This is a genomic window from Streptomyces sp. NBC_00376, assembly GCF_036077095.1.
In the GTDB taxonomy this organism is placed as follows: Bacteria; Actinomycetota; Actinomycetes; order Streptomycetales; family Streptomycetaceae; genus Streptomyces.
Genome location: NZ_CP107960.1, coordinates 6,838,620 through 6,860,015, shown reverse-complemented (window position 1 = coordinate 6,860,015; position 21,396 = coordinate 6,838,620). Strand labels below are relative to the sequence as shown.

At 72.9% G+C, this 21,396-nt stretch carries 16 protein-coding genes; 10 read left to right on the top strand and 6 right to left on the bottom strand.

The annotated features are described in order from the left end of the window. Positions 1-69: 69 nt before the first annotated feature. The gene (locus tag OG842_RS30960; protein ID WP_443064014.1) at positions 70-1,164 is read left to right on the top strand and encodes a DUF5925 domain-containing protein; all 1,095 of its coding nucleotides are present in this window, start codon (positions 70-72) and stop codon (positions 1,162-1,164) included. A gap of 10 nt (positions 1,165-1,174) precedes the next feature. Here OG842_RS30960 and OG842_RS30955 read toward each other — a convergent pair whose 3' ends face one another. Then, on the bottom strand, positions 1,175-1,552 hold the full coding sequence (locus OG842_RS30955; protein ID WP_266736187.1) for a GntR family transcriptional regulator: 378 nt from the start codon (positions 1,550-1,552) through the stop codon (positions 1,175-1,177). Between the two features lie 80 nt (positions 1,553-1,632). Between OG842_RS30955 and OG842_RS30950 the strand changes: the two genes are divergently transcribed. Then, positions 1,633-2,553 (top strand): GNAT family N-acetyltransferase, encoded by a 921-nt coding sequence (locus OG842_RS30950; RefSeq protein WP_266736189.1) that lies wholly within the window; start codon positions 1,633-1,635, stop codon positions 2,551-2,553. Next, the gene (locus OG842_RS30945) at positions 2,534-3,028 is read left to right on the top strand and encodes a DUF402 domain-containing protein (protein ID WP_266736191.1); all 495 of its coding nucleotides are present in this window, start codon (positions 2,534-2,536) and stop codon (positions 3,026-3,028) included. The genes OG842_RS30950 and OG842_RS30945 overlap by 20 nt, the downstream gene beginning before the upstream one ends. A gap of 97 nt (positions 3,029-3,125) precedes the next feature. Here OG842_RS30945 and OG842_RS30940 read toward each other — a convergent pair whose 3' ends face one another. Then, entirely contained in the window at positions 3,126-3,842 is a 717-nt protein-coding gene (locus OG842_RS30940) for a TetR/AcrR family transcriptional regulator (protein WP_266736193.1), read from the bottom strand. A 171-nt stretch (positions 3,843-4,013) separates the two neighbouring features. Here OG842_RS30940 and OG842_RS30935 point away from each other — a divergent pair, with 171 nt between their 5' ends. From OG842_RS30935 to OG842_RS30925, 3 genes are all read left to right on the top strand, one after another. Next, positions 4,014-5,465 (top strand): APC family permease, encoded by a 1,452-nt coding sequence (locus tag OG842_RS30935; RefSeq protein ID WP_266737333.1) that lies wholly within the window; start codon positions 4,014-4,016, stop codon positions 5,463-5,465. 90 nt (positions 5,466-5,555) lie between these two features. After that, entirely contained in the window at positions 5,556-7,193 is a 1,638-nt protein-coding gene (locus tag OG842_RS30930) for an amidohydrolase (RefSeq protein ID WP_266736195.1), read from the top strand. 75 nt (positions 7,194-7,268) lie between these two features. Continuing rightward, entirely contained in the window at positions 7,269-8,696 is a 1,428-nt protein-coding gene (locus tag OG842_RS30925) for an amidase (RefSeq protein ID WP_266736197.1), read from the top strand. A 34-nt stretch (positions 8,697-8,730) separates the two neighbouring features. Here the strand turns inward: OG842_RS30925 and OG842_RS30920 are convergent, their stop codons facing one another. From OG842_RS30920 to OG842_RS30905, 4 genes are all read right to left on the bottom strand, one after another. Next, a complete protein-coding gene (locus tag OG842_RS30920) occupies positions 8,731-10,278 on the bottom strand; it encodes a trifunctional class I SAM-dependent methyltransferase/NUDIX hydrolase/VOC family protein (protein WP_266736198.1) in 1,548 nt (515 codons plus the stop codon). A gap of 130 nt (positions 10,279-10,408) precedes the next feature. Continuing rightward, positions 10,409-11,302 (bottom strand): esterase/lipase family protein, encoded by an 894-nt coding sequence (locus OG842_RS30915; protein ID WP_266736199.1) that lies wholly within the window; start codon positions 11,300-11,302, stop codon positions 10,409-10,411. 182 nt (positions 11,303-11,484) lie between these two features. Next, positions 11,485-12,492, bottom strand: a complete 1,008-nt coding sequence (locus tag OG842_RS30910; RefSeq protein ID WP_266736200.1) for a DNA polymerase Y family protein — start codon at positions 12,490-12,492, stop codon at positions 11,485-11,487. Continuing rightward, positions 12,489-15,965, bottom strand: a complete 3,477-nt coding sequence (locus OG842_RS30905; protein WP_266736202.1) for a DNA polymerase III subunit alpha — start codon at positions 15,963-15,965, stop codon at positions 12,489-12,491. Before OG842_RS30905 ends, OG842_RS30910 begins: the two co-directional genes overlap by 4 nt. 188 nt (positions 15,966-16,153) lie before the next feature. On the opposite strand from OG842_RS30905, the gene OG842_RS30900 reads away from it, so the two are divergent. From OG842_RS30900 to OG842_RS30885, 4 genes are all read left to right on the top strand, one after another. Beyond that, positions 16,154-17,194 (top strand): DUF3533 domain-containing protein, encoded by a 1,041-nt coding sequence (locus OG842_RS30900; RefSeq protein WP_266736204.1) that lies wholly within the window; start codon positions 16,154-16,156, stop codon positions 17,192-17,194. Between the two features lie 159 nt (positions 17,195-17,353). Continuing rightward, the gene (locus OG842_RS30895) at positions 17,354-18,757 is read left to right on the top strand and encodes a hypothetical protein (protein ID WP_266736205.1); all 1,404 of its coding nucleotides are present in this window, start codon (positions 17,354-17,356) and stop codon (positions 18,755-18,757) included. A gap of 121 nt (positions 18,758-18,878) precedes the next feature. Continuing rightward, positions 18,879-20,153: an AAA family ATPase gene (locus OG842_RS30890; protein WP_266736206.1), complete on the top strand. Its 1,275-nt coding sequence runs from the start codon at positions 18,879-18,881 to the stop codon at positions 20,151-20,153. Next, positions 20,150-21,394, top strand: a complete 1,245-nt coding sequence (locus tag OG842_RS30885) for a vWA domain-containing protein (protein WP_266736207.1) — start codon at positions 20,150-20,152, stop codon at positions 21,392-21,394. The genes OG842_RS30890 and OG842_RS30885 overlap by 4 nt, the downstream gene beginning before the upstream one ends. Positions 21,395-21,396 lie beyond the last annotated feature (2 nt).

Sequence of the window (21,396 nt, the reverse complement as noted above, 5' to 3'; positions counted from 1 at the left end):
CCGGAAAAAGGGGAGGAAGACAGTGAAACCCGGGTGCGCCGGGTACCCCCTTGCCGGATCATGGGCGCCATGTCCGCCACCCCTGAGTCCGCTCTGCCGATCCGGCTCACCGTCGACGACAGCGATTCCCCGTCCGACGTGGTCGACGCGCTGTTCCTCGGCCGTTTCGCGACGGGCGAGCAGCCGTACTCGCACAGCTCCTCGCTGGAACGCGTCAAGGCCGGGGCGACGTTGCTGCCCCCGGCCGCCAAGGTGCTGCGCGCCGCCCGCGACGACGACCGCAGCGCCACGCTCGCCGAGGGCGACGGCTGGACGCTGCTCGTCTCGCGGTGGAGCCGCGGCGCCGACGTCACGGTCACCGCGACCAGCCCGGAACTGGCGCGGCAGATCCTCGAACGGGCGACGGACGGCGCCCTGGACGAGCCTGAACCCCAGCCCGAGAACGTGACGATGGGCTTCTGGTACGTCTCCCCGCGCCGCGGCCCGTACCGCACCACCCGGCAGATCGCGGCCGGCACCTGGGACGAGGTCCGCAGCAACTACACGGCACCGGTGGCCGATGCCATGGACCGGCTGATGAAGGTCACGCCCGACGACATCGCGGGCCGGCTGCTCCTGCTGCACGGCCCGCCCGGCACCGGCAAGACGTCCGCACTGCGCACGCTCGCGCGCTCGTGGCGGGACTGGTGCCAGGTCGACTGCGTGCTCGACCCGGAGCGGCTCTTCAACGACGTCGGCTATCTGATGGACATCGCGATCGGCGAGGACGAGGGCACGGCCAAGGGCCGGTGGCGGCTGCTGCTGCTGGAGGACTGCGACGAGCTGATCCGGGGCGAGGCCAAGCACACCGCGGGCCAGGCGCTGTCCCGGCTGCTGAACCTCACCGACGGGCTGCTCGGGCAGGGTCGCAACGTGCTGGTGGGCGTCACCACCAACGAGGACCTGGAGCGGCTCCATCCGGCCGTGGTCAGGCCCGGCCGCTGCCTCGCCAGGATCGAGGTGGGGTCACTGACCCGCAAGGAGGCGGTGTCCTGGCTGGGCACGGAGGAAGGGCTCGGCCGCGAGGGCGCAACACTCGCCGAGCTGTACGCGCTGCGGCGCGGCAGCACTCCCGCGTCGGTGCCGAAGCAGGACTCCGGGGCGGACGCGGGCCTGTACCTCTGAGCCCGCCGGTTCACTCCGTCCCGTACGCCGCCCGGACCGCGTCCCGCGCCAGGGACAGCGCCTCGGCCCGGGACAGGCCGAGCCGCCGGGCCTGCTCCGCGTACTCCTGTGCCGCGGCGGCCGCATGACGGTCCGCCGCATCACCGGCGGCAGCGATGAACGTGCCGTTGCGGCCACGGGTCTCGATCACCCCGTCGGCCTCCAGCGCTCGGTACGCCTTCGCGACGGTGTTGGCGGCGAGGCCGAGTTCCTCGGCGAAGCCGCGTACGGTCGGCAGTCTGAAACCGACGGGCAGCGCGCCGGAGCGGGCCAGTTCGGAGATCTGCGTGCGCAGTTGCTCGTACGGGGCGGTACCGGCGTCCGGATCAAGAGCGATCTTCAGGGTCACGCCCCGATTCTCCCCCACGTCCGCCGCGCCGCCGGAAATTCAGGGGCGGCCGGTGGCGGCCCACGCGTAACGTCCGGCCCATGACTGTCATCGTTCGCGACTTCCTCCCGGCCGACGCCGAAGGCTGGGTACGGGTCCGGCGCGCCGCTCTGCCCTACATGGTGACGACACCCGAATCCGTCATCTTCGAGCTGGCCTCCGCCCACCCCGACAAGCGCTCCCGGCTGCTGGTCGCCGAGGCCGACGGGGAGCTCATCGGCACCGCGCAGGTCGGCATCGTCCACGACAGCCCCGAACCCGGCCAGGGGTTCTGCAACACGTACACGCGTCCGGACCGCACCGGGCGCGGGGCCGGTGCGCTGCTGGTGCGCACGGCCGAGGAGCACCTGGCCCGGGAGGGCGCGAGGGCCGTCTACACCTGGGTGCTCGACACTCCGTCGAACCGGGCCTTCGCCGAGAAGCGCGGCTACGCGCCGAGCCGTCCGGCGCACTTCCTCCATCTCGATCTGGCGGGCGGACCGCTGCCGCCCCGTCAGGAGCTCCCGCCGGGCGTCGAGCTGCGTACCGCCGCGGACTTCGCGGACGACCCGCGCCCGCTCTTCGAGCTGGACGCCGAGACCACCGCCGACGAGCCGAGCGACACCCCGGCCCAGCTGTCCGACTACGAGGACTGGCTGAACAACATCTGGCGCGCCCCCGCGCTCGACCGCGAACTCACCTCGGTCGCGCTGGTGGACGGGGAACCGGCGGCGTTCAGCGCCGCGCAGACCGACGGCCTGACCCGGTACATGTCCGGGATGACCGGCACCCGCCGGGCGTACCGCGGCCGGGGCCTGGCCAAGCTCGCCAAGAACGACTCGCTGCACCGGGCGCGCGCCGCCGGATACACGGACGCGTACACCGGCAACGACGCGGACAACGGCCCGATGCTGGCGATCAATCGATGGTTCGGCTACGAGATCTGTGCCACGGAGGTGCGCCATGTCCGCGAGCTCGGCTGAATCCGCTCTGGTGGTCGCCCTGGTGAAGGCCGGGCGGACCAAGATCCGCTACCCGGCGGACGTGGTCCACGACGACGGAGTACGCGTCACGGTGCGTGCGCCGTGGGCGGCGCCGGGGGTCCGTGACTTCGGCTTCGTGCGGTTCGAGCCCGGCGATGTCTTCACCGAGCACTACTGGCGCGACCGCTGGTTCGCCGTGAAGGAGGTCCGCAGCGGCGCGGGCGGGCTCAAGGGCTGGTACTGCGACATCACCCGCCCCGCGGTGCTGCGGGACGGGGAGCTGCTGGTCGAGGACCTGGACCTGGACCTGTGGGTGTCGGCGGACGGCTCGTCCGTACTGCGGCTGGACGAGGACGAGTTCGAGGAGAGCGGTCTCGCCGGACGCGATCCGGCGGCGGCCGACGCGGCGCTCCGGGCGCTGGACGAGCTGGAGCACCTGGCCCGCACGGAGGGTCTCGCGCCGTTGCTGGGCTGATGCCCGCAGCCGCCTTCCGTCCGCCGGGGCTGGGATGTCGCGAGGAGCGGGGCGGAGCGGACCGCCCCGGTCCGCTCCGCCCGTGTCCGGTCCGGATTCAGTCGCCCGCCGCTGCCGCCCCGGGAAGCCTCGCCTCCGCGGCGTCGAGGAGCAGTTCCAGCGCGAACGGATAGCCGCTGAGGACCATGTCGTCGGCCAGCAGCCGCACGGTGGCCGCGATATGGGGGTAGGCGTCCGCGTCCAGGCGGCCGTAGCGGTGCTGCCACACCTGAAGATCGGCCGCCTGAGCGGCAGCCGGCAGAGCGAGCGCGGCCGCGTCCAGGGCCGCGAAGGCGAGCGCCTGGTCCACGAAGGCGTGATAGATCCGTACCACCTCGGAGTCGGGGAAGCCCGCCGACCGGAGTATGCCGAGGATCGCCTCCACGGCCCGCATCTCGTTGTTCCGCCCCGTCGTCCGGTGCGCCGCCAGCAGGGCGGCCTGCGGGTGCGCCTGGTACGAGGCATGGACGCGCAGGCCCAGTTCGCACAGGTCGCTGCGCCATGCGCCGGTGGGCCGCCAGCCCCGATGGGCACGGCCGATGAGTTCGTCGGCGACCGCCAGCAGCAGATCGTCGGTGTTGTGGAAGTACCGGTAGAGCGCACTGGGGTCGGCGCCCAGCGCGGCGCCCAGCCGCCGGACCGTCAGGGCATCCGCACCATGCTGGCCCACCAGCCTCAGAGCCGTCTCCACGATGACCTGTTCGGACAGCACCGTGCCCTGTTTCGTCGGCCTTCTGCGCCGCCGCTGCGACTCCGGAACCACACGCTCATTCATGGCGCGGAGCTTACGACAACACCATTGACGTGTGAAGAGGGCAACGGTTTCATGGCCTGCCATCCGGCTTGTCCGGCCACCTCCCCCTTGAACAGGCGATGACCGTTGGTGGTACCAGTGAAAAACACATGCACCACGCCGGCCAGCGGCGACCAGACCCCACAGGTCACGATGCGCAAGTCCATAGGCGTCGTCGACGGCATGGTCCTCGCCGCGTCGAGCACTGCGGCCACCAGCAGTATCGGCATCGGGCTCGGACTGATGGCGACCATCGTCGGCCTGCACCTGCCGGCGATCATGCTGCTGGCCTTCCTGCCCGTGCTCGGCATAGCCGGCGGATACGGCCGGCTCAACCGCGTCGAACCGAACGCGGGCAGCAGTTACCAGTGGGTCGGCCGCATCTTCAGTCCCTGGCTGGGCTTCCTGACCGGCTGGGTCAACGTCGTGGGCACCATCGTGTTCATGGCCTACACCACCACGATCACGGGCTCGGCGATCATCCAGCTGCTGGGCCAGGCCACTCTCCACAGCATCGGGGGCCTGACCCTCGATCCGAACTCCACCTTCCAGTCCACCCTGCTCGGCATGGCCGTCCTGGTCGCTGCCGCGCTGGTCGCGGTGCGCGGGCTCGACCTCGCGGCGCGTCTGCAGAAGTACCTGCTGATCTTCGAGTACGGCGTGCTGCTCGCGTTCTGCGGCTACGGCCTGTTCGCCGGTGACCAGCCCTTCTCGCTCCAGTGGTTCAACCCGTTCGACATCCCCTCGGCCGCCGCCCTCGCCCAGGGCATGGTGCTCGCGGTCTTCTGCTACTGGGGCTTCGAATCGGTCTTCAGCGTCGGCGAAGAGGTCGGCGACCCGCGGGACGCCTCCCGCGGCGGGTTCATCGCGCTCACCGTCATGCTGCTCCTCTTCCTGCTCGCCGGCACCGCCTTCCAGCGGGTCCTGCCGCTGGACGAACTGGCCGACAACGGCGCGCAGGGACTCGCCTACTTCGGCACCAAGCTCGCCGAGCAGCCACTGGCCGCCCTGCCGCTCATCGCCCTCACGTTCTCCGCGGTGGCATCGCTCCAGGCATCCGTCATCCCCACCGCCCGCGGGCTGTACGCGATGGGCCGCGACGGCGTTCTCGGCCCCGTCTGGACGCGGCTGCACCCCAAGCACAAAACCCCCGCCGCCGGCACCCTGCTGATCACCGCGATCGCCCTGGCCCTCGCCACGCTGGCCCTGGTCATCCCCACCGTCAACGATCTGATCTTCGCCTCCGTCAACGCGATCGGCATCGTCGTCGCCCTCTACTACGCCCTCACCGCCGCGGCCGCCGCGGTGCGCTTCCGCCACCTGCTGCGCACCTCACCGCTGGAGGCCCTGCGCGCCGTGGTCGGTCCGGTGCTGGGCGCGCTCGCGCTGCTCGCCACCGGCGGCTACCTCGCCTGGACCTTCTACCGCTCCACCGATCACTTCGAGGTTTCCGCCGACAACGGATGGTTCGCGCTGCTCGTCCCGGTCCTGATGATCGGCTCCGGACTGCTGGCCGCCGCGTGGGCCCGCTGGCGCCGTCGGTCGCCCTACTTCGTCGCCGCCCGCGTCCCCTCCGTCACCGACGAGGCCGGTGCCGCAGTGTGACGTCCGCACCGCTCACCCGCGGTGCGGACCGTGACACCTCGTTCCCCCAGCGGTCCCGCTCGGGCCGCCGAACCACCAGGAGTACCTCCCATGACCAAGGCCGATCTGGTCTTCACCCAAGGCCCCGTGCACACCGGCGACCCCGCCCGCACCCGGGCGAGCAGCCTCGCCGTCACCGGGGAACGGATCTCGGCCGTCGGCCATGACGAGGTACGGGAACTGATCGGCCCGGGGACCGAGGTGGTCGATCTCAGGGGCAAGCTGCTGCTCCCCGGCTTCCAGGATTCCCACATCCACGCCGTCTACGGCGGCCTGGAGCTCGCCGAGTGCGACCTCAGCGGCACCGTGGGCGTCGACGAATACCTGCGTCTCCTCCGCGAGTTCGCCCGGTCCCACCCCGACAGCACCTGGATCACCGGCGGCGGCTGGTCCCTGGAGAGCTTCGAGGGCGGCCTTCCGACCCGGCAGCTGCTCGACTCGGTGGTGCCGGACCGGCCGGTGTACTTGGTCAACCGCGACCACCACGGCGCCTGGGCCAACACACGCGCGCTCGAACTCGCGGGCATCGACCGGGACACCCCGGACCCCGTCGACGGCCGGATCGAACGGGAGGGCGACGGCACGCCGAGCGGCGTCCTCCAGGAAGGCGCCACCGCTCTGGTGGCCCGGCTGGTGCCCAGGAAGACCGCCGCCGACCGCCTCGACGGCCTGCTGCGCGCGCAGCGGCTGCTCCACTCGCTCGGGATCACCGGCTGGCAGGACGCCCTGCTCGGCGTGTTCAACGGCCAGCCCGACCCCTCCGACGCATATCTCACCGCCGCCCGCGCGGGAACTCTCACCGCCCGGGTCAACGGTGCGCTCTGGTGGGACCGCGCCCGGGGCTCCGACCAGATCCCGGAGCTGGTCTCCCGCCGCGAGGAGCTGGCTCACGGCAGGTTCCGGGCAGGCTCGGTGAAGATCATGCAGGACGGCATCGCGGAGAACTTCACCGCCGCGATGACCACCCCCTACCTGGACGGCTGCGGCTGCGCCACCGCCAACAGCGGCCTGAGCTTCGTCGACCCGGTCGCGCTGCGCGGGTACGTCACCGAGCTCGACGCGCTCGACTTCCAGGTCCACTTCCACGCTCTCGGCGACCGCGCGGTGCGCGAGGCGCTGGACGCGGTCGAGGCGGCCCGCACCGCCAACGGCCGCCGTGCCACCCGACACCACCTCGCTCACCTGCAGGTGGTCCACCCCGACGACATCCCGCGTTTCGCCAGGCTCGGGGCGATAGCCAACATCCAGCCGCTCTGGGCTTCGCACGAGCCTCAGATGGACGAGCTGACCATCCCCTACCTGGGCCCCGAGCGCGCCGCCTGGCAGTACCCCTTCGGTTCCCTGCTGAGGGCCGGTGCCACGCTCGCGGCGGGCAGCGACTGGTCCGTGAGCAGCCCCGACCCGCTCGCCGGAATCCATGTCGCCGTCAACCGGATGCAGCCCGGCGCGACCGACGGCCGGGTCTTCCTGCCCGAACAGCGGCTCGACCTCGCCACCGCCGTCGCCTCGTACACCGCGGGCTCGGCCCACGTCAACGGCACGGACGACGCCGGAACGCTGCAGCCGGGCCACCTGGCCGACCTGGTGGTCCTCGACCGGGACATCTTCACCGAGCCGGCCGAGGAGATCCACACCGCCCGGGTCCTGCAGACCTACGTGGGGGGATCGCGGGTGTACTCCGCCTCCTGACGGCCGTGCAGCCGGCCACCGAGCACCCCGTGGGCGACTCCCACACCTCTCCGCCTCAGCGCAAAGGACCCTCGTATGACCGACCTCACCGACCTCGCCCATCTGTCCGCCACCGAGGCCCTGCGCCGCTTCCGTGACCGCTCTCTCTCACCGGTCGAGCTGATGTCCGCGGTCATCGCGCGTGCGGAAGCCGTCGAGCCGAAGATCAACGCCCTGGCCGAGCAGACCTTCGAGGAGGCGCTCGCCGCCGCCCGCGAGGCCGAGGCCCGCTACGGGGGCAAGGGCGAGGCGCCCCGCGCGCTGGAGGGCCTGGCCGTCGCGACGAAGGAGGAGCAGCCCATCGCGGGACGTCTCAGCACGGACGGCTCGCTGGCGTTCCGGGAGGAGATCGCCGAGCAGACCCACCCGGTGATCGAGCGGGTCCAGGCCGCCGGCGGCATCGTGCACGCCCGGACCACGACCCCGGAGTTCAGCTGCGCGGGTTACACCCAGTCACGGCTGTGGGGCGTCACTCGGAACCCGTGGAACACGGAGTTCACGCCGGGCGGCTCCTCGGGCGGTGCGGGCGCCGCGCTCGCGGCGGGCGAGACGACGCTGGCGACCGGCTCCGACATCGGCGGCTCGATCCGCATCCCCGCTTCGAACACGGGCACGGTCGGCTTCAAGCCGCCCTACGGGCGCGTGCCGTCGATGCCGCCCTTCAACCTCGACACGTACTGCCACGACGGCCCGATGGCGCGTACCGTCGCCGACTGCGCCTTGCTGGAGAACGTCATCGCGGGGCCCCATCCGCTGGACGCCGTCTCGCTGCGGCCCAAGATCGTCCTGCCCGAGCGGTTCGAGAGCGTCGAGGGCCTGCGGGTGGCGCTCTCGGTCACCCTCGGGGACTGGCCGGTCGATCCCGAGGTCGAGGCCAACACCCGTGCGGTCGCGGAGGCGTTGCGCGCGGCCGGTGCCGTCGTCGAGGAGGTGGAGGTCCCCATCATGCGGGCGGACGTGATGCGGGCCGCGATGATCCATTTCGGCTCCATCTTCGGCCCGTACATCGCTTCGGTCGCCGCCGACCACGGTGACCTGCTCACCACGTACGCGCTCGACTTCGCCCGGCAGGCCAACGAGGCTGTCCGCGAGCCCGGCAGTTTCCTCCGGGGCCTCGAGCTCGAAGCCGGGGTGCAGACGACGCTCGGTGTGCTGCTGGACCGCTACGACGTCCTGCTGTGCCCGACGACCGCCGTCCCGGCGCTCGCGGCGGACGACGACCACCTCTCGACCAAGGTCGTGATCAACGGCGTCGAACTGGACTTCTATCTGGAATCCGCGATGACCGCACCGTTCAACATAGCCAGCCGGTGCCCGGTGCTGAGCGTGCCGTCCGGCTTCGCCTCGAACGGCGTACCGACGGGGGTGCAGGTAGTCGGACGCACCTATGACGACAGCACGGTGTTCCGTGTCGCGCAGGCCATCGAGTCCGCCCGGCCCTGGAACCGCATCCCGGTCCTCTGACGGGGCGCCGGCCGACCGGCGCCCGAACCGCCGGTCAGTCCCGGCGCCGTGCCCACACATCGGTGTACGGCGCCGGTTCCTCCGGTACCGGGCGGGGCTCCTGGACTCCGGCGACCAGCTCCACCTCGTACCCGGCGGCGTCCTCCAGGTAGGCGGCGATGTGCGCCTCGCCGCCCGCGTGCGGGTAGCGGTCCGGGAAGAGCGGCCGCCAGCCGTGCTCCGGGGCTCTTTCCACCAGGGCGTCGAGGGTGGCGCGGTCGCGGACGTGGAACGCGAGGTGGTTGAGCCCGGGGCGGCGCCGGTCGTGCGGGCCCGGGCTCAGATCGGGTGACTGCTCGACCACGACATAGCTGTCGCCGCGCCGCCAGCTGCGGCCGTGTTCCCAGCGCTGGTACGGGACATGGCCCAGCTCGCCCAGGAGCCAGCCCCACCCCCGCTCGGCCACCGCCAGATCGGGCACCCACAGCTCGATGTGGTGCACCCCGCCGGTGCCGGTCCGGGCGGCGGGCAGCGGAACGGCGCGGCGGACGCCGTCCGGCTCGTACGCCACGGTGTCGCCGTCCTCGTGCCAGTGGATCAGGAAGCGCTCCCCCGCCCGGTAGCCCTCGATCCCGGCCCGGCAGTAGGCGACGGCATCGTCCGGGAGGGCGTCCAGCGGGAACCAGGCCAGCTCGGAGCACTTGTCCGGTTCGCGGTTGTACGGCGGGCGGTCGGGGTCGTACTCCGCCTCGAAGAACCACCCCGTCCTGGGAGCGCCGCCGGGGCCCCGGTGCTGCATGACCAGGGCGACCCGCAGCTCGTCCGGGTCCAGTTCGACACCGATCTCCTCGGCCGCCTCGCGGATCATCGCCTCGCGGACGTCCTCACCGTCCTCGACGTGTCCGGACGGGGCGTTGAACAGCCCGTCCGCGTATCCCGTGCCGGCCCGGCGGGCGAGCAGGACCTCGGGGCCGCGGCGGAGGATCAGGTGGACGTCGACGACCTCGGTGTGCCGGTGCGGCGGTTCGGCGCGGGCCACCAGGGCGTAGCGCTCGTCGTCGACCCGCCTGCCCCACAGATCGGGATCGCCGGAGAGCCGCTCGTGGTGGACGCGTTCGGTGAACTCCGAGAGCAGGACGGTCAGTTGCCCGGCGGAGAGGCCGACACCGTTCCAGACGCCCTCGATCAGGATCAGCCGGCCACCGGGCTGCAGCAGGGTGAACCAGTGGCGCAGGGCCGCCGCCGGGTCGGGCAGCAGCCACACCACATGTCTGACCATGATCACGTCGAACCGCTGATTGCCGACCGGTGGCCGGGCCGCGTCCCCGAGCAGGACCGCGGTGCCCGTCCCGGCGAGCTTGGTCCGGGCCTGCTCCACCATGCGCGGGGAGCGGTCGACGGCGGTGACCCGATGGCCCTGCCCGGCGACGAGCAGCGCCAGGCTTCCGGTGCCGCACCCCAGGTCGAGCACCTCGGAGCGCCCGTCGGGCAGCCAGCTCTCCAACCGCTGCGCCCAGGCGTGCCGGACCACCGGGTCGAGCAGCCCGTGGTCGGGTTCCTCGTCGAAGGAGTCGGCTGCGGAGTCCCAGTCGATCGTCGTCATGAGTAGATCGTGCCAGTCGCCGCCGACAGCGGTACGAAGGATGCACCGACCGGGACCCGCCCGGACTCCGCGGTACGAGGGGTCCGGGCGGCCCCGGACCCCTCCTACCGCGGCTAGCGCGGCCCGACGGCTACCCGACGGCCGAGGCGCAGGTGGTGCGGGTGGCGTGCGCCGGGTCCAGGGCGTTCGCCACCTCGTGGTAGGCGACCCGGTCGACGGTGCCGATCGCCACGTGCTCGGAGAGGTCGACCGGGCACAGGTCCTGGAGCAGGACGTTGCGCACGTCCGGCCCGTCCAGGAACTGTGTGCGGTACGGGGTCACGACCTCGTCGTACCTGGTCGCGATGACGGTGTAGTGCACTCCGGGCACGGTGTCGGGGAGCGAGTTGAGCTTGGTGATGAACGGGGAGCCCGCCACCTGGTCGGCGAGGCCGGGGGTGTTGGCGTTCAGCAGGTCCTCGGCTCCCGGGAAGTACGGCAGCAGCTTCGTCAGACCGAGCAGGGTGGTGCCGTGGTTGTCGGGCGCGATCCCGATCATGGCGTTCACCTTGGCGGCCCCGCCGAGGAACTTCAGGTAGTAGTTCGGCATCATGCCGCCCTGCGAGTGGCCCACCAGGTCGGCCTTGTCCGCGCCGGTGGCGGCGAGCACCTTGTCGACGAACGAGGAGAGCTGGCCGGCCGACCTGTCGACCGGGCCGAGTCCGTTGAAGAGCGGCACGCCGGGCAGTTGCCCGTAGTCGAGCGAGTAGACGCAGTAGCCCCGGTTGACCAGGTAGGGGGCGAGGACCAGCCAGTTGTCGATCGAGTTCCCGAAGGTTCCGTGGACCAGGACGACGGGGCGGGGGTGGGCCGCGGACGGCTTGCAGGAATAGTCGTTCCAGCCGCGGGAGGTGGCTGCGGCGGCGGTGGGGGTGGCCGCGGCGGCAGCGGCGGTGGGGGTGGCGGCTGCGGCGACGGCGAGGAGCAGTGCGGCAAGAGCTCTTCGCGCGCGTGGGGTGCGCGACGCACGTGTCCAGGGCAGCATCGTGTGGTCTCCTTGCGGATCAAGGGAGTTGCGATGTCTGTGCACCCTGCGGCCCGGACCACGGGTCTGACTGCTGATTCATCCGTGTTCCCGGGCCAAATTACGCGTGAGTAGGGTGGCCTGGGAAGTTACGCGTCGGTAAAAAGTGATGATCCATCAGTCGGGCGGGCCCGAAGGAGTGATCAGGCCGCGAGCCTTCCCGGCATCACGGCCTGCGGGCCGAACCTGGCCCGCAGCCGGTCCGCCACCGCCTCGATCCGGCGGGCCCTCTCGTCCACCGGGTCGAACGACAGCTGGTGCGCGGCCCGCTCGCTCTCCATCAGCCCCTCCGCGCGCAGCGCGATCCCCCGTACCCGGGCCCGCTGCAGGGCGAACGAGTCATGGATCCGGTACGCGAGTGCGGTGAGCGCCGCGGAGTGGGCGGTGGGTTCCTGGAGCGTACGGCTGCGGGTCAGCGTCGAGTATCCGGTCCGGTCGGCGTAGCGCACGGAGACCGCGAGGCCGCGGCAGACCTGCCCGTCCCCGCGCATCCTGGCCCCCAGCTCCTCGGTGAGCGACATGAGTGCGCGGCGCTGCCGTTCCCGGTCCAGTTCGTCGCGGGGGAAGGACCGTTCGGCGGCGATCGACCGGGCCGCGGCGCCCGGCACGACCGCCGTGCGGTCGATACCGCGCGCCCGCTCCCACAGTTCGCGTCCGGTCCGTACGCCGGTGATCCGCTGGAGGGTGCCGAGCGGGGCCGCCGCGATCCGGCCGACGGAGTCGAGCCCGTACTCGCACAGGGTGCGGGCCGTCGCCGCGCCGACGCCGTCCAGTGCCGCGGCCGGCCGGTCCGCGAGGAACTCCGCTCCCCCGCCCCCGGGCACCACGAAGGTCGTCCCGGGCGCGGCCCGCCGGGCCGCCGCCCTGGCCAGCATCGGGTTCTCCGCCGCCCCGACGGCGCAGTCCACGCCGTGCAGGGCGAGCGCGCGGATCCGGATCACCGATGCCAGCCCCCGCACGTCCAGCCCGAAGTAGCGCAGCGCGCCGCGCACATCGACGAGCGCCCCGTCGGGCGGGGCCGCCTCGACCACCGGGGTGAACGCGCCGAGCAGGGCGAGCAGCCCTTCGTAACCGGCGCTGTCCGGGAGGCCGCCGCCGACCTTGCGGAACCGCAGGTACAGGATGCCCGGGACCTCGGGTGCGGCGCTCATCCCGCGCTCCCCGGGCTCTGGTGGTACAACTTCCTGCCGGTTGCGATGCCTTCGCCGGGCGGCTGGAGGTCGGACCAGGGGTTCATCTCGTATCCGGTGGGCAGCTGGATGCGGCGGCCGTTGCCGGCGGGGCCGGCCTTCCCGGCCTCCTCGGCCCGGGGTTCCTCCGCCAGCCGGTCCGCGACCGCGTCGAGTCCGCCGGTACGCCGCAGCTCGGCCAGCTCCGCCAGGTTCCAGGCGGCCGCGCCGACCACGCTCAGGCTCCGCGGTCCGCGGCGCTGCACCACTCCGCGCACCAGCAGCAGCCAGGAGTGGAAGACGGTGTGCGCGCAGGCGGCGTGGCTGTCGTCGAAGAAGGCCAGGTCGACCAGGCCCGTGCCGTCGTCCAGGGTGGTGAAGACGACCCGGCGGCCGGAGCGGACCGGCGGGGTCTGGGTGGCCGCCTTGGCGCCCGCGACCAGCACGGTGTCCCCGTGCCGTGCCTCGCGCAGCCGGTTGGCGAGGACCACACCGAGCTCCTTCAGGAAGACGTGGTGATCGTCCATCAGGTGGCGGGAGACGTCCATGCTCAGGACGCCCAGCTCGGCGCTGAGCCGTTCCGTCTCGTCGAGGTCGGGCAGGCCGATGGAGCCGGTCCGGTGTCCGCCGCCGAGCGGCAGCTGCCCGCCCGGTCCGCCGCTGGAGCCCGTGCCCCGCTGGGCGCGGTGCAGTTCGGACAGGTGCAGCAGCAGATCGCGCCGGTTGGCGCCGAACGCGTCCAACGCGCCTACCCGGGCCAGCCGTTCGGCGGCCGGCCTGCCCGGCCTGGCGCGCTGCCAGAAGTCGAGCAGCGAGGTGTAGGGCTGTCCGGCCTCGATCCGGGCGACCTCGGCCGCGCCGATGCCGTGGACGTCCGAGAGCGCGAGCCGCACCCCCCAGACACCCTTTCCACCCTCACCATCGGACACCAGTTCGATTCTATGAATGGCCGCCGACCTGTTGACGTCCAGTCCCAGCACCGGCACCCCGCGCCGCCGCGCGTCCGCGAGCAGCAGCCGCTTCGGGTACATCCCCGGGTCATGGGTGAGCAGCCCGGCGTAGAAGGCGGCCGGGTGGTGAGCCTTGAGCCAGGCCGACTGGTACGTCGGCACGGCGAAGGCGACCGCGTGCGCCTTGCAGAAGCCGTAGCTGCCGAACGCCTCGATGATCTCCCAGGTCCGGGCGATCGCTTCGGCGCCGTACTTCCTCTCCGCCGCCCGCTGCGCGAACCACACCTTGATCCGGTCCTGCGATCCGGGGTCGGAGAGTCCGCGCCGCACCCGGTCGGCCTCGTCCCGGCCGCAGCCGGTCATGATGTCGACCATCTCGATGATCTGCTCGTGGAAGACGACCACTCCGTACGTCTCGCGCAGCGGTCCTTCCAGATCGGGGTGCGGGTAGCGCACGGGGGCCCGGCCGTGCCGGGCCTCGATGAACGGCCGCACCATGTCGGCGGCGACCGGCCCGGGGCGGAACAGCGAGATGTCGACCACCAGGTCGTGGAAGCCGGCCGGCTGGAGCCTGCCGACCAGGTCGCGCTGGCCCGGCGACTCGATCTGGAAGCAGCCCAGCGTCTCGGCGCTCCTGATCAACCGGTACGTCTCCGGGTCGTCCGGCTCCACCGCGTCCAGGTCCACGGCCCGCCCCGAGGCCCGCCCGATCTCCGCGACCGCGTGCGCCATCGCCGACTGCATCCGCACACCCAGCACATCGAGCTTGAGCAGCCCCAGCTCCTCCACGTCCTCCTTGTCGAACTGCACCATCGGGAAGCCGTCGCCGCTGGTGGGCACGGTGGGCACCCGGCGCAGCAGCGTGGCGTCCGACAGGAGCACCCCGCACGGGTGCATGGCGATGCCGCGCGGCAGTGCGTCCAGCGCCTCCACCAGCTCCCAGAGCCGTCCGTACCGGTCCTTCTCCCGTGCCACTTCGCGCAGTTCGGGCAGTTCCTCCATGGCCGCGCGGGCGTCGCGGGCCCGGATGTGCGGGAATGCCTTGGCGAGCCGGTCGGTCTCGGCCGGGTCCATGGAGAGCGCGGCACCCACGTCACGGATGGCGTGGCGCACCCGGTAGGTCTCGGGCATGGCGACGGTCGCGACCCGCTCGGTGCCGAAGCGTCCGATGATCGCGCGGTAGACGTCGAGCCTGCGGGCGGACTCCACGTCGATGTCGATGTCGGGCAGCACGAAGCGGCGCCTGGACAGGAAGCGCTCCATCAGCAGCCCGTGCTCGACCGGGTCGGCGTGCGCGATCCCGAGGAGATGGTTGATCAGGGATCCCGCCCCGGAGCCCCGGGCGGCGACCCGTACCTTCATCTCCCGTACGTCGTCCACCACTTGAGCGACTGTCAGGAAATAGGAGGCGAAGCCGTGGTGGGCGATGATGTCCAGTTCCTGGTGCATCCGCTCCCAGTAGTCGCGCCTGCGGTCGTAGCCGCGCAGCACCATGCCGGCGGCGGCGCGGGAGGCCAGTACCCGCTGGGCGGTGCGCCGCCCGGCGCCGACGAGCTCCGCTTCGGGGAAGTGGACGGCGCCGAGACCGAGGTCACCCTCGGGGTCGACGACGCAGGCGTCGGCGGTGCGCCGGGTCTCCGCGAGCAGCCGCGCCCCGGCGCCCTTGCCGAGACCGGCAGCCGTGGCGATCCGCTCCGCGGTGTCCGCCATCGCGCGGGCGTCCTTCAGCCAGCGCTCCCCACTGTCGAGCGGGGCCCGGCGGGGGTCGACGGGGACCAGCCGACGGGCCGCGTCGAGCACATCGGCGACCGGGCCCTGCCCGGCGTCGGCGTACCGGACCGCGTTGGTCAGCACGGCCCGCACCCCCTGCTCGGCGGCGAGGCCGACGGTACGGGCGGCGAGCCGCAGCGAACCGGGGCCGGCGCCTTCCCGCCCGTGGTGGACGGCTTCGAGGCGCAGGTCGTCACCGTAGATCTCGCGCCAGCCGGCGAGCAGCGCGGCGGCCCGGTCCGGGCGGCCGGCGGCCAGCGCCCTGCCGACGTCGGAGGCGGGGCCGAGCAGCACGGTGAGCCCTTCGGCGGGCAGTTCGGCCCGGCCGACCAGGGGCTGTCCGGCGCCGTCGGGCGCGGGGGCGTGGGCGGCGGTGACGAGGCGGCACAGCTCCGCCCAGCCCCGGGCGCCGTCCCGGGCGAGGAAGGTGACCCGGGGTGCGGATTCGTCGATGAAGGCGCCGCCGCGGACCGGGGTCCGCAGCCGCTGCGCGGGCCCGCCCGTTCGCTCCGCCGTCGCGGATCCCACCGCGAGCTCCACCCCGAAGAGCGGCCGTATCCCGGCCTTCTCGCAGGCCCTGGCGAAGCGGACCGTGCCCGCGAGGGTGTCGCGGTCGGTCAGCGCCAGCGCGTCCATCCCCCGCTGGGCGGCGCGCTCCGCCAGCCGCTCCGGGTGCGATGCCCCGTACCGCAGGGAGAACCCGGAAACGGTATGCAGATGCGTGAACCCGGGCATCTGCACCTCCTGGACCGATCCGTACTCACCACCCCCTTGTCTCCACCATAGACCAAGTTTCGAACATTCGTGCGATAGCAGGAACGCGGGACCTCCCTCGCCCCGGACCGGCGGCCCGCGAGGGATCCGATCAGCCATTCGGCCCTGCCCCGCCTGCACGAACAACCGGCGCCCCGGAGCGTGGGGGCATGACTTTCGTCGACGAGGTGAAGAACGCCGTCACTCCACGGGCCGCACTGCTCGTCATCGGTGTGCTCGGACTGCAGTTGCTGTTCATCGCGTCCTACGTCGGGGCGCTGCACAAGCCGAGGCCGACGGACGTGCCCTTCGGCCTCGTCGCACCCCGGCAGATCTCCGCACAGCTCCTCACCGAGCTGAAGAATCTCCCCGGCGGCCCGCTGGACCCCCGCACGCTCGCCGACGCGGCCACCGCCCGCGAGCAGATCCTCGACCGCAGGATCGACGGCGCCCTGATCGTCAGCCCCGAGGGCACGACCGACACCGTGCTGGTCGCCTCCGGCGGCGGCACCTCGCTGGCCACCACCCTGACGAAGATCATCACGGAGGTCGACCGGACCCAGCAGCGCACGGTACGGACCGTGGACCTGGCCCCCGCCTCCGACCAGGACTTCAACGGGATCTCGTCGTTCTACCTGGTCGTCGGCTGGTGCGTCGGCGGCTACCTCTGCGCCTCGATCCTGGCGATCAGCGCGGGCGCCAAACCCGCCAACCGACAGCGCGCGGTGATCCGGACCGGTGTCATGGCGCTGTACTCGATCGTGGGCGGGATCGGCGGCGCGATCATCATCGGCCCGATCCTCGGCGCCCTGCCCGGAAGCTTCTGGGGCCTGTCGGGCCTGGGCGCGCTGACCGTCTTCGCGGTCGGCATGATCACCCTCGCCCTCCAGGCCGTCACCGGCATCGTCGGCATCGGCCTGGCCGTCCTGATCGTGGTGATCGCGGGCAACCCGAGCGCCGGCGGCGCCTACCCGCTGCCGATGCTCCCGGACTTCTGGCGGGCGATCGGCCCCGCGCTGCCGCCCGGGGCGGGCACCTGGGTGGCCCGCTCGATCGCCTACTTCAGGGGCAACGCGGTCACCGGCTCCCTGCTGGTGCTGTCCGCGTGGGCGGCGGTGGGCACGGCCGTCACGCTCCTGGTCGCCGCGCGCCGCAGCCCGGAGGAACTCAGCGGCGAGCGCCCGCCGTTCGGTTCGAATCCCGCCGCCTGACCTCCGCACGAAGGGCCGTGGCCCCCGCCCAGTCGCACAGGGGGGGAAGGGCGGCCCGAATACACCTGGCATTCGGGGAGACGGGGAGCTACGCTGCCCCGCGATGACAACTCACTCTGCCAACAGATTGGGGGCCCCGTCCGCGCAAGGTGAGTGCTGATGCTCACTCAAGACGCGAACAGGGATTCCCGCCTGTCCTTCTGGCTGCGCGTGCGAGAGTTCGCCGTGCCGCCCTCCATGATCGAGACCGCGACCGCCCGCCGTCATGTCGGCGACTGGGCGGGGGCATGCGCCGCCGCGGGTGTCGACGTCGATCTCAGCCCACGGTCCGTGGCACGTACCCACGGGCGAGAACTCGCGTCCCGGATCCGGGACGATCTGCGCCATCTGGCCCCTGACCTGTTGCGCTGGCACCTGCCGAGGATCTCTCCGCACGGGCTGCTGCGCCCGGGGCTGACGGTCACCCTGGCCCGGTACGACACCGAGGGGCCCGGCGGTGTGCGCCCGGTGCGTCTGGTGGTCCGGACCCCGCCCGCCTGGGCGGATGCCGGTCAGCGGATCGGGCTCGCGCTGTGGGACGGACCGGAGTCCGGCACCGAGGCCCGCCGCCATCCGCACCACCGCCCGAACCCCCGGTTCCGCCTCGACCTGCACCGCCATCTCTGGGATGCGCGCAGGGCCGACGAGCTGCGGTCCCGGTCCGGGGCCGACGGGCCGCCCGCCGGCCGCCGAGTCGCGGTGCCTCCCGAAGTGCTGGAGCTGGTGCCGCCCGCCCGTCGCTGCGCCGTCGACCGGTGGGCGGACGAGGCGGAGATCCTGCTCCGGGCCGAGGGGCGGTCCGCCGGGACCGTCGCCGTGCGGTTCGGGGCCCGGCACCGGCTGCTGCTGGACCTGGTGCCCGAGGGGGACGGCCCCGGGCCGCCCGCGTTGCGGATCGCGGCCGCCACCACGGCCACGGGCGGTGGCGCCTGTGCGCTGCCGGTGCTGCCCGACGCGGCGACCTGGGTGCTGCCCGACCTCGATCTGATCCGTACCGGGTCGATCGAGGCCGGGCGGCTCCATCCGCTGGTCGTCGCGGCGCTGGCATCGGACGTCCCGCCCGGTCCGGCACCGGCCCAGGACCGGGCGGGACAGCCACGCCTCGTGGAATGCCGGGGAGCCCTGCACCGGATCGGCCTGGTCGACGGGGTGCTGGCCCCGCTGGACCACGACCCGGCCGAGATCCGCCGGGAGGAGCTGCTGGTCGCGCTGAGCGGCACTCCGCTGCCCTGCCTCCAGGCCATCGACGAGGCGCACCGCCGTCCGGACTGCCTCACCGGTGTGCGCGAACGCCTGGACCACGGCGACATCACCGGTGCGCTGGCCGTCGTCGAGGGTCTGCTGGGCCCCGGTGCGCTGCTGCGCAGCGGCGAACTGCGGGACGAGCTGGAGGAGGCCGCGCGGCAGCGGATCACGTACGGGCTGTTCCGGGCGGGCCTGGTCGAAGGGCCCGACCGCCTCCACCCGTACCGCCGCCGGCCCCGTGACCGCCGCTCGCACCCGCGCCACGCGGTCCGTCGCTGACACACGGTCCGTCACCGGCCCGCAGCTCGCATGCCGTCCGCAGTCGGTGCGCAGTCCGGCACCGACCGGAATTCCTCACTTCTCGCGTATGCCCCACCACGAACCCACAGGTGATTCAGACATGCTCACACGCACCCCTTTCGTCACGTCCGCCCCTTCCTCCGGCCAGGACCGCGCCTCCCAGCTCGACATCGCCGGTGAGCTGACGGCCCTGCTGCGCGACACCACCACCGAACCCCGTCCCGACATCCAGCTGGAGGCCCTGACCCTGGCCGTGGCCGCCGATCTGCCCGTACTCCTGTGGGGCGAGCCCGGCATCGGCAAGACCGCCGCGCTCACCCAGCTCGCCGTGTCCCTGGATCTTCCGCTGACCACGGTCATCGCCAGCGTCCATGAGCCGTCCGACTTCTCGGGGCTGCCCATCGTGGGGGACGACCCCGCTGGGCAGGGCGTGCCGATGGCGCCGCCGGACTGGGCGGTGCGGCTGGTGCGGGCGGGCCGGGGGCTGCTGTTCCTGGACGAGCTGTCCACCGCGCCGCCGGCCGTTCAGGCCGCCCTGCTCCGTCTCGTGCTGGAGCGGCGGATCGGCGCCCTGCAACTGCCGCCCGGGGTACGGATCGTGGCCGCGGCCAATCCGCGTTCCTCGGCGGCCGACGGCTGGGAGCTGAGCCCGCCGCTGGCCAACCGGTTCGTGCATCTGCAGTGGACCCACGACCACGAGGTGGTGGTGCGCGGCCTCGGCGGGACCTGGCCCCGGGCCACACTGCCCCGGCTCGACCCCGAACGGCTGCCGGAGGCCGTGGACTTCGCCCGTCGCGCGGTGTGCGGGCTCCTCGCCTCCCGCCCGGCACTCGTGCACCGGCTGCCCAGCGGTGAGACGCGCCGGGGCGGTCCCTGGCCGTCGCCCCGGAGCTGGGACATGACCCTGTGTCTGATCGCGTTCGCGACCGCGGCCGGCTCCTCCAGGGACGTGCTCGCCCTGCTGGTCCGGGGCACCGTGGGGGACGGTCCGGGGCTGGAGCTGCTGGCGAGCCTGGACCGGATGGATCTGCCGGACCCCGAGACGCTGCTCGCCGACCCGGCGGGCGCCGTCCTGCCCGAGCGGGGGGATCTGCGTCAGGCGGTGCTCGACGGTGTGGTGGCGGCGGTCCGCAATCGTCCGGAGAAGCCCCGCTGGGATGCGGCATGGGCGCTCCTGGTCCGGGCGCTGGAGACCGGTGCCCCGGACGTGGTGGTCGTCCCGGCGACCACGCTCGCCTCGCTGCGCCGGGCGGACTGGGACGTTCCGGCATCGATCGAGCAGCTCGCCGGGGCGGTGTCCCTGTCCCGGCGGGCGGACCGGGCGGCGACCCGGGCCGCGGACCGGGCAGCCGCGGCGGCGAAGGCCGGCCGATGACACCCGACGCGCCGGGGGCGCTGGACCTCGACAAGCTCTTCGCCGCCCGGCTGCAGGCCGTCCGGGCCCGCCCCTACCTGGCGACGGCGTTGTTCGCCCTGCGCGTCGTGGAGTCGCGGCGGGTACCGACGATGGCCGTCGACCGGCACTGGCGGTGCTACGTCTCGCCCGGCTTCGTGGACCGGACCCCGGAGGAGGAACTGGCCGGGGTGTGGGTGCACGAGGTGTCGCACCTGCTGCGCGACCACCACGGGCGCAGCGACCGGGTCGCGCGGCAGCAGGGGCTGACCGGTCCCGCCGAACGGCTGCGGATGAACATCGCCGCCGACTGCGAGATCAACGACGACGTGTTCGGCGAGGGGCTGGTCCGGCCGGAGGGTGCCGTCGGTCCGGCCTTCCTGGGGCTCCCCGAGGGGCAGCTCATGGAGGACTACCTGCGCCAGTTCAGGCTCGGGCCGCATACGGAGCACCTGGCCTGGCTGGACTGTGGCAGTGGCGCCGACGGGCTGGATCGGGAGTGGGACCTGGGGCCGGACGGCGCGCACGGCCTGAGCGAGCAGGAACGGGACGCGGTCCGGTTCCGGGTGGCGCAGGGCATCACCGGCCGTCCGGGGAGCGCCTCGAAGGGGTGGCGGCGGTGGGCCGAGGAGGCGTTCCACCCGCCGCAGCCGTGGCGGGAGCTGCTGGGTGCGGCGGTCCGTTCGGCCGCCTCCGGGTCCGGCGCGGGCGAGGACTACACGTACGGCCGCCCCTCGCGGCGCTCGGCCGGTGTGCCCGGTGCCGTTCTGCCGAGCCTGCGGCGCAGGCCGCCCCGGGTCAGCGTGGTCATCGACACGTCCGCTTCGGTCAGCGACACCGAACTGGGCAGCGCGCTCCTGGAGGTCGCCGCGATCTCCCGCGCGGTCGGCGGCCGTCGCGACCTGATCACCGTCCTCCCGTGCGACGCGGCGGCCAGGGTCGCGCACCCGTTGTGCCGTGCCGAGGGAATCCCGCTGGTGGGCGGCGGGGGCACGGATCTGCGCTCGGGCTTCGCCAGGGCCCTGCGGACGCAGCCGAGGCCCGATGTCGTCGTGGTCCTGACGGACGGCCAGACCCCCTGGCCGAGTGCACAGCCGGCGTGCCGGACGGTGGTGGGCCTGTTCCCCCGGTTGCGGGACGAGGACGATCCGTACTACGTCCCGGACTCCCCGCCCGAGTGGGCACGCACGGTGCTCATCGGGGCGGTTCCCACGGCCCGGTAGGG